Here is an 8303-nt window from a genome sequence, read left to right on the forward strand (position 1 = left end):
TCAGGCGCCGGCCGCAGGCTCAAGGGCGGATCTCACTGCGATCGCGACACATTCCGAAGACCCATTCTGCAACAGGCTCCTGAAAAAGAGACTTTCCGAAGTTTTCAACGATTCCCCCGGTGGTTCTGACATTGGTTCTGATGACGGGTCGCAACGCAGCAGAACCCGACGGGAGGACATCATGAAGACATCCGTGACGACGGCGGCGATGGCATGCGTGCTGGCGCTGGGGCTGCCGGCGAGCGAGGCCGCGGCCAGGACATCGCTGTCGCTGACACAATACGGCCCTGACCGGGGATGGCAGGCCGATCTGCTGAAGGCCTATGCCGAGCGGGTGCGCGAGGCATCGGGCGGCGAGCTGGACATCCGCATCACCTTCGGCGGCGCGCTGATCGCGGCCAAGGACGTGCTGCGCGGCGTCGGTGACGGGGTGGCGGATCTGGGATCGTTCATCGCCGTCTATACGCCGGCCGAGTTGTTCAACTACCGCGTCGGCGACCTGCCGGTCGGCAGCACCGACCCCTGGGTCGGCAATGCCAGCATGATGGAACTGGTCCGGACCAACCCGGTGGTGAAGGGCGAATTCGACGCCCAGAACACCGTGCTTCTGGCCAATTCGACCACGACCGAGGTGGTTCTGATCTGCAAGGAGCCGCTGACCTCGCTCGATCAGCTCGACGGCATGAAGATCCGCGCCAACCCGCCCCATTCGCTGGCCTTCGAAACCTTCGGCGCCGTGATGGTGTCGGTGACCACGCCCGACGTGTATCAGGCGCTGGACCGCGGGCTGATCGCCTGCGCCCAGACCTATGTACCGACCATCCTGCCCTATCGGCAATATGAGGTCGCACCGCATGTGACCATGCTCGATTTCGGCCAGAACCTCGCCTTCGGTCTGGTGATGAACAAGCGCAAGTTCGAGCGGCTGACACCGGCATTGCAGATGGTTCTGGTGCAGGCGGGCGAGGCCTATTCCGTCGACTATGCCCGCTACAGCCTGGAAAGCTTCAATCAGATCAAGACGGAACTGGCATCCGATCATGGCGTGACCTTCCACACCCTGCCCGATGCCGACCACGACCGGCTGACGGCGGCCGGGCAGGACACGGTCGAGGCGTTTCTGGATCGCGGCGATCCGGGCGTGCTGCAGCAGTTTCAGGCGCTGCAGAAAGCCTATGCCGCCGAGCTTCAGGCAAACGGCTATCCCTGGGCCCGGCAGTGAGATCGGGTTCGCGTGATGTCTGGATATATCGTGACACGCGGGGAAGCCGCGATCGGCTGGGTGATTTCGGCGGCCCTCGCCTTCTGCGCCCTCTATGTCGGCGTGGCGGTGCTCTCAAGCCTGATCGGCCATGCGATGCCCGACGAGGATCTGCTGGTCGCAGAGGCCATGGTTGTGGTCGCCTTCCTGCCGCAGGTGCTGCTGGTGCTGCACCGCCGGCACATCACGGTCGATGCGCTGACCCGGCATCTGCCGGCGGCTGTCCAGCGGCCGCTGGACGTGGTGACGGCGCTCTGCGGCCTGATCACATATGGCGCGCTCGGCTGGGCGGCGTGGTTCGCGCTGGATCGCGCGATCCTGAACCACTCCGTCAATATCGGGTTCATTGAACTGGCCGAATGGCCGGCCCGCGCCATGGTGCTGCTCGGCACCGCCGGCGGCGTCCTGGCCTGTCTGGTCGACCTGGTCCGGCCGCACGAAGCCGCCCGGCGCATGGCAGCGGAGGACGATCGTCCATGACCCCAAGTCTTCTGACCGGTGCCGCCTTCGGCCTGTCGATGCTGCTGGTCGCGATCCGGGTGCCGATCGCCTATGCCCTGCTGATCGGCGCGATCGCCGGCCTGATCGGCATCTATGGCTATGATCCGGGCATCGGACTGGATCTGGCGGCGGCGATCCGGCCGGTGACCTCGATCCTGGCCGACGTGCCGTTCCGCTTCGTCCACAGCTATGAACTCAGCACGATTCCGCTCTACATCCTGCTGGGGGTGGTCGCACACCAGGCCGGCATCACCACCGACGTCTTCCGGTCGATGCGGACCCTGGTCGGGCGGATGCCGGGCGGATTGGCCATGGCCTGCATCTGCGGTTGCGGCGGCTTCTCGGCGCTGTCGGGCTCCAGCCTCGCCTGCGCCGCCGCGATGGGGCGGATCTCGGTGCCCGAGATGATGGCGCATGGTTATGACCGCCGGCTCGCCACCGGCACCGTCGCGGTGGGCGGCACGGTGGGATCGATGATCCCGCCCAGCATCCCGTTTCTGCTGTTCGCCATTCTGGCCGAGGTGTCGGTCAGCAAGCTGCTGCTGGCCGGAATCCTGCCCGGGCTGCTGACGCTGCTCGGCTATTTCATCACGGTTCAGATCTGGGTGAGGCTGCGCCCAGAGGCCGCACCCCGGCGGGCGGAGCGGGTGACCGCCGCTGAAAAACTGCGGGCCGTCATCGGTCTGTGGCCCGCGACGCTGCTGTTCGCGATCATCGCGGTCGGGGTCTTCACCGGCCTGTTCAGCACGATCCAGGCCGCGGCGGTCAGCGTGCTGGTCGCCACCCTGATCGGCGTGGCGCGGCGCAGGATCAATCTCGCCTCGCTGGCCGGTGCGGTCAGAGAGGCGGCGCTGCAATCGGCGCTGCTGTTCGTGATGGCCTTCGGCGCCAAGGTGATGATCTCGCTGGTGGCCAGTTCCAACCTCACGGCCGATCTGTTGAGCCTGACCGCCGCCGCCGATCTGGGCCGCTGGGAAACCATGCTGGCGATCGTCGCGCTGCTGACCGTCATGGGCATGTTCCTGGATCCAACCGGCATTCTTCTGCTGCTGGTGCCGGTCACCCTGCCGATCGTCGAGGAACTTGGCTTCGACATCATCTGGTATGCGGTCATCTTCGTGAAGATGCTGGAGATCGGACTGGTCACCCCGCCGCTGGGCCTGAACGCCTTCATGGTCAAGGCGGCGATCCCGCGGGAATACGATGTGCCGCTGCGCGATGTCTTCGCCGGCATCGCGCCCTTTCTGGTGCTGGAGGTGGTCGTGGTCGCGCTGCTGATGGCCTTCCCGATCATCTCGCTGCTGATCCCCAGCCTGATGTAGCGGGGCTACACCTCCGGCCCCCCTTCCAACCCCTGTTCCGGCCTCTGTTCCGGCCCCTGCGGTTCCGCCGGCGGCCGGGCCAGGGCCAGCAGGGCCGCCATCGCCATCCGGTTCATGTCGCCCGGGCTCTGCCGGCAGCCGGCGGCCGTGACCGTGAAGTCGCGGAACAGGGTCCAGCCCAGGCTGAAGGCGGTCACCATGGCGGCGGCGGCGCGTGCGGCATCGTCATCGGCGGGGCCGCCGCTGCGGATGATGTCGGCCAGGTCCGCCGTGCCGCCGGCCGGCCGGGTGAAATCTTCGGTCGCGCGCCGTTCCAGAATCAGGAAGGCCATCATCCGCGCGAAGCCCGGACGGTCCTGCTGCACCGCCTGAAGCACCGGGATCGCCTCGTCGATGGTGCCGGCGGAGCGGAGCGCGGTCTTGAATGCCGCCATATGCCGGTCGAGCACCGCGTCGAGCAGGGCCTCCTTCGATCCGAAATGCCGATGCACCAGGCCATGATTGACCTCGGCCCGCGCGGCGATCTCGCGCACCGTCACCGCATTCGGCCCCTTCTCAGCGAACAGCGCATCCGCCGCCCGCACCAGCGCGTCACGGGTTTCTTCCCTGCCCTGCGGTCTGTGGCCCGCCATGGTCGCTCCTCTGTTTGCCGCTCCGGTGCCGGTGGCCGGCCCCCGGCGCAACAAACTGTTTACGCCATGTAGTCCACCGACTACAACTATAACGGACTGTAGTCGATTGACTACAGTCCGCCGCATGAGAACCTGCCGCATGAGAACCAGCCGCATGAGAACAAGAACGGGAGGACATGATGCCCGATTTCGGTTTTGCCACCCCCTCGACCGCCGCCGCGGTCGCCGATCTGCCCTGGGCGCCGCTGCTGGTGCCCAAAGAGGCTATCGAGCGCGAGGTCGACCGTCTGCTGGATGAGACGCCGGTCGCCGGCTTGCGCGCCGCCAGCGTGGTGCATCCGCGCGCGACCGACGGCATCCCCAGCCTGACGCCGGTCACCGAGGTCACCATCCACGTGCTCAAGCCCGGCGAGCGCACCCCGCCGCGACGGGGCAACCACGCCCTGCTGGAGACCACCATCTCAGGCGAAGGGACCGTGCATGTGGGCACGGCATTCCGGGTCGAGCGGCACGACGTCTGGACCGTGCCGCCGATGCAGGTCTGCAGCCATCACAACACCGGCCGCACGCCCTGGGTCTGGCTCAGCTATTCCAATGCACCGCTTCTGCGGCGCAGCGGCGGCTATTGGGCCGAGACGCTGCCCGCGGGCACCCTGGCCGTTCCCCGCAAGCCCGCGGTGTCGGTTACCGGCGACCTTGGCGCGCGCTATAACCGGCTGAACGCGCCGGCGCATCGTCTGGCCACCGCTGCCGATCTGCGCGGATACGAATATCTGACCGATATCGAGCCGGTCGCCAATCCGCCGCGCCACTGGGCGTGGAAGGACATGGCGCCCTATCTGCCGATCCATGCCGGCGACAACAACGACCCCGCGAAGCGCAACATCTGGCTGCTCTACAACCCCGCGACCGAGCGGCGGCAGGGCACCACGCCCGTTCATTTCGCCACCTATGGCGGTGCCGCGCCCGGCACGCCGCCCTATGCCGGCGCACGCGGTCATGTCCACATCTCGGCCTCGATCAACTATCACATCCGCGGCTATGGCCACAGCATCGTCGGCGGTGAGCGGATCGACTGGAAGGCCGGCGATCTGCTGTTCTCGGCACCGGGCTGGGTGGAACACGCGCATTACCATGGCGCCGAGGGCTGGACGGTTCTGACCGTGCAGGATCATCCGCTGCACATCGCGATGGGCTCGCTGCTGTGGCAGGAAAATCCCGGCGATCCGATCCTGTCTCTGGGCAACGAAGACGGCCAGAAGGGCTATGTCTCGCCGCGCCAGACCGGCGCCTGAGCCGGCAGATCATCACATCAGGAGTGGCCGTGGTCACCGCCACCGACACCGACGGCCATCTTCACGGGCTCACCCTGACCAGCGTCACCTCGCTGTCGCTGTCGCCGCCGCTGTTCCTGGCCTGCCTCGCCGACAGTTCCGAAACCCTGGGCGCGGTGCTCAGATCGGGCGGGTTCTGCATCAACTATCTGGCGCAGTCGCAACGCGCCATCTCGGACGTCTTCGCCACCAGGTCGGGCGCCAAGTTCCGCAATGTGGCGCATCGCATCCGCCCCAGCGGTCAGGTGGAGATCGCGGGGGCGCTGGCCGTCATCGAATGCACGCTGCACGAACGGCTCCAGGCGGGGGATCACTCGATCGTGATCGGCCGCCCGGTCGCCATGCATGGCGGCGACGAGGAGCCGCTGATCCATTTCCGCGGCGCCTATCGCCGGATCGGCGCGCCCCTGCCGCCGGCCGCCGCCTGACCCACTACGCCCCCTTGAGTACTACCCCCTGACCATGACACCCCCTGGCCCCACCCCAAGAGGCCCCGGGCAATAAACGCAGATCAACGACAGGAGGAGCATCCGGGAATGACCCACATCACCAATCCGATCCACAACGACAACAAAATGAAGCTCGGGATCTTCTGCATCAACGGCAAGGGCGCCTCGATGACGACGGTGCCGGAGCAGAGGCCGCTCAACTGGTCGCAGTCGCTGCGATCGGCGGTCATGGCCGATGACGCGGGGTTCGAGGCGATCGTGCCGTTCGCGCGCTGGAAGGGGTATGTCGCCGACCAGCCGAACCACCCGTCGGGCACGGTGTTCGAACCCTATACCTTCGCCGCCGGCATCGCGCAGGCAACCAGCTATGCGGCGATCTTCGCCACCTCTCATGTGCCCACCATTCACCCCATCCTCGCGGCGAAGCAGGGGGCCACGATCGACCATATCTCGGGCGGGCGCTTCGCGCTGAACGTGGTCGGTGGCTGGAACAAGGCCGAGCTGGAGATGTTCGGAAACCCGATGAAAGAGCACGACCACCGCTATGATCACGCGGAGGAATGGCTGTCCGTGCTGCGGCGGCTGTGGACCGAGACCGAGGAATTCGATCACGACGGCGATTTCTTCAAGGTCATCCGGGGCATGTCGTCGCCGAAGCCGATCCAGTCGCATGTTCCGATCATGAACGCCGGCGGCTCCGATCGCGGGCAGCATTTCGCCGCGGCCCATGCCGATCTGTGCTTCATCATCCTGAAGTCCGAGGATGAGGAAAGCTGCCGCAGACAGGTCGAGGATTACAAGGCCCTCGCCCGCGACCATTATGGCCGCGAGGTCCAGGTGTGGATCCACACCTATGTCGTCCAGCGCGAGACCCGGCAGGAAGCCGAAGCCTATCTGCATCACTACGCGGTCGAAAAGCGCGACCAGGCCGCCCTCGCGGGCTGGATGGCCGGTCAGGCCGCCAATACGAAGCTGATGCCGCCCGCCGTGCTTGAGACCTTCTCGCTGCGCTTCGCCGCCGGCGCCGGCGGCTTCCCGCTGGTCGGCACGGCGGAAGAGATCGTCGACACGCTGGAGATGCTGTCGCGCGTGGGCGTCGCCGGCGCGCTGCTGACCTGGGTGGATTATCACGACGGGCTGGAGCGCTGGAACAGCGGCGTCATGCCGTTGATGGAACAGGCCGGCCTGCGCCGGAGCTTCCGCCGCTGAAGCAGATCCCGTCCAACGGGAGCGCCGCGGCGATCGCGGCGCCCTCTTCTACAAGCGCGGACCCAGGCTCACAGATCCAGAACCAGCCGCGCATCCAGACTGCGCGAGACGCACAGCGTCATCCGGTCGCCCGCGGCCTTCTCGTCGTCGAGCAGATACTGGTCGCGATGATCCGGCCGGCCGGCCAGCACGCGGGTGAGGCAGGTTCCGCAGATCCCCTGTTCGCAGGACATCAGAACGGCGATGCCGGCCCCGGCCAGCGCCCGGGCGATGGTCACGCCGGGCGGCACCCGCACGGTCAGGCCGGATCTGGCCAGCACCACCTCGAAGGTCCGCTCGCCATCCTCTGGCGCCGGCGCGGCCGGGGCCGCGAAATCCTCGGCATGAAGCCGGCCCGGCGCCAGCCGACCCTGGGCAAGCTGGCGGGCCGCGGCCATGAAAGGCCGTGGCCCGCAGAGCCAGACCCCGCCCCCGCCGACACCCTTCACCGGCCCCGGCACCGCGCCCAGAATGGTATCGAGACGCTGCACGGTCTCTTCAGCTCCGCAGCCCTGGTGCAGATGCACATGCGCGCGCAGATCGGCGCGTTCCAGCACCGTGCGAAAGGCGACGTGATCCGGCCCGCGCACGAAATAATGCAGAGCGAACGCCCACCTTTCCGTCACCAGCCGCCGGGCCATGGCCAGCAGGGGCGTCACGCCCACGCCCCCCGCCAGCAGAACCACCGGCGCGTCGGTATCGTCGAGCGGAAAGGCGTTGCGTGGCCGCCCGACCCGGATCATGTCGCCGATCCGCACGCCTTGATGCATCGACACCGAGCCGCCCCGGCCCTCCGGCTCGTGTTTCACCGCGATCAGATAGGCGGCGCGGTCGGCCAAATCGCCGCAGAGCGAATACGGCCGTACCTGGCCCGACGGGGTGAGGATGTCGACATGGGCACCGGCGGATGCCGCGGGCAGCGCCTCGCCGCCCGTGTCCACCAGCCGGAAGGACAGGATGTCCGGCGTCTGCCGCTCGATGCGGTCGACCCGCAGCGTCATGGGGCCATCGGGCCCGCTGTCATGCGCCGTGCTCCGCGGCAGCGGCGGGCAGCCCCTCGGCCGTCATCCGCGCGGCCAGGATGCGGCGCACCCGGATCGCCCCGGCATCGGTGGGCAGCAGCACCGGCCCCAATGTCATGATGTCGTGACCGCCGATCCGGCGCTGTTGAGCCTCAAGAATCGGCTTGTCCTCGACATCGAAGCCCTGCCGCTGCCAGGCGCGGACCCGCGCGTCGATCTCAGGGTCGCCCACGGCATAATCGCGGCTGTTGACGAAGAAATAATGCGCGCTGCATTCGGTTTCAGGCGTCAGGATATGCGCGCTCATCGTCTCGAACAAGACCGTGCCGCCCGCACCCGCGGGGCTGCCGGTGATCCGCAACCGCACACAGGATGGCAGATCCCACCGGGTTTCGAAGGTCAGGTCGATGGGCGCCTCGACATCCGCGACCGCCTTTTGAAAGGCATAGGGGAGCCTGTTGCAGAATGGGCTCCAACCCTGTCGATGTCCGCTTGCCCCCGCGCTGCGGGGCTGATTCCCTCGGGTGATGTGAC

General features: G+C 67.3%; 8 protein-coding genes and 1 pseudogene. 6 read left to right on the forward strand and 3 right to left on the reverse strand.

Annotated features, from left to right (window positions below; genetic code table 11):
• Positions 1-181: 181 nt before the first annotated feature.
• Genes IEW15_RS24385 through IEW15_RS24395 form a run of 3 tightly spaced genes read left to right on the forward strand, consistent with a single transcriptional unit; the run spans position 182 to position 3084 of the window.
• Positions 182-1222, forward strand: a complete 1041-nt coding sequence (locus IEW15_RS24385; protein WP_188582977.1) for a C4-dicarboxylate TRAP transporter substrate-binding protein — start codon at positions 182-184, stop codon at positions 1220-1222.
• 30 nt (positions 1223-1252) lie between these two features.
• Positions 1253-1741, forward strand: a complete 489-nt coding sequence (locus IEW15_RS24390) for a TRAP transporter small permease (protein WP_229708740.1) — start codon at positions 1253-1255, stop codon at positions 1739-1741.
• On the forward strand, positions 1738-3084 hold the full coding sequence (locus IEW15_RS24395; protein WP_229708742.1) for a TRAP transporter large permease: 1347 nt from the start codon (positions 1738-1740) through the stop codon (positions 3082-3084). The genes IEW15_RS24390 and IEW15_RS24395 overlap by 4 nt, the downstream gene beginning before the upstream one ends.
• 5 nt (positions 3085-3089) lie before the next feature.
• Here IEW15_RS24395 and IEW15_RS24400 read toward each other — a convergent pair whose 3' ends face one another.
• Positions 3090-3716 carry a TetR/AcrR family transcriptional regulator gene (locus IEW15_RS24400; protein ID WP_188582979.1) on the reverse strand — a complete coding sequence of 209 codons (627 nt, stop codon included), beginning with the start codon at positions 3714-3716 and terminating at the stop codon, positions 3090-3092.
• Between the two features lie 179 nt (positions 3717-3895).
• Here IEW15_RS24400 and IEW15_RS24405 point away from each other — a divergent pair, with 179 nt between their 5' ends.
• The 3 genes from IEW15_RS24405 to IEW15_RS24415 all read left to right on the forward strand — a co-directional run bounded on the left by IEW15_RS24405 (position 3896) and on the right by IEW15_RS24415 (position 6708).
• On the forward strand, positions 3896-5011 hold the full coding sequence (locus IEW15_RS24405; RefSeq protein ID WP_188582980.1) for a cupin domain-containing protein: 1116 nt from the start codon (positions 3896-3898) through the stop codon (positions 5009-5011).
• 23 nt (positions 5012-5034) lie between these two features.
• Positions 5035-5478 (forward strand): flavin reductase family protein, encoded by a 444-nt coding sequence (locus IEW15_RS24410; protein ID WP_268237205.1) that lies wholly within the window; start codon positions 5035-5037, stop codon positions 5476-5478.
• Between the two features lie 108 nt (positions 5479-5586).
• Positions 5587-6708 (forward strand): LLM class flavin-dependent oxidoreductase, encoded by a 1122-nt coding sequence (locus tag IEW15_RS24415; RefSeq protein ID WP_188582982.1) that lies wholly within the window; start codon positions 5587-5589, stop codon positions 6706-6708.
• A gap of 68 nt (positions 6709-6776) precedes the next feature.
• On the opposite strand, the gene IEW15_RS24420 is transcribed toward IEW15_RS24415, so the two are convergent.
• Together IEW15_RS24420 and IEW15_RS24425 are read right to left on the reverse strand one after the other, a co-directional pair.
• The gene (locus IEW15_RS24420) at positions 6777-7748 is read right to left on the reverse strand and encodes a PDR/VanB family oxidoreductase (RefSeq protein ID WP_188582983.1); all 972 of its coding nucleotides are present in this window, start codon (positions 7746-7748) and stop codon (positions 6777-6779) included.
• 19 nt (positions 7749-7767) lie between these two features.
• Positions 7768-8303 (reverse strand): annotated as a pseudogene (locus tag IEW15_RS24425) (hypothetical protein); the annotation flags it as partial.

Source organism: Tistrella bauzanensis, assembly GCF_014636235.1.
Classification (GTDB): domain Bacteria; phylum Pseudomonadota; class Alphaproteobacteria; order Tistrellales; family Tistrellaceae; genus Tistrella; species Tistrella bauzanensis.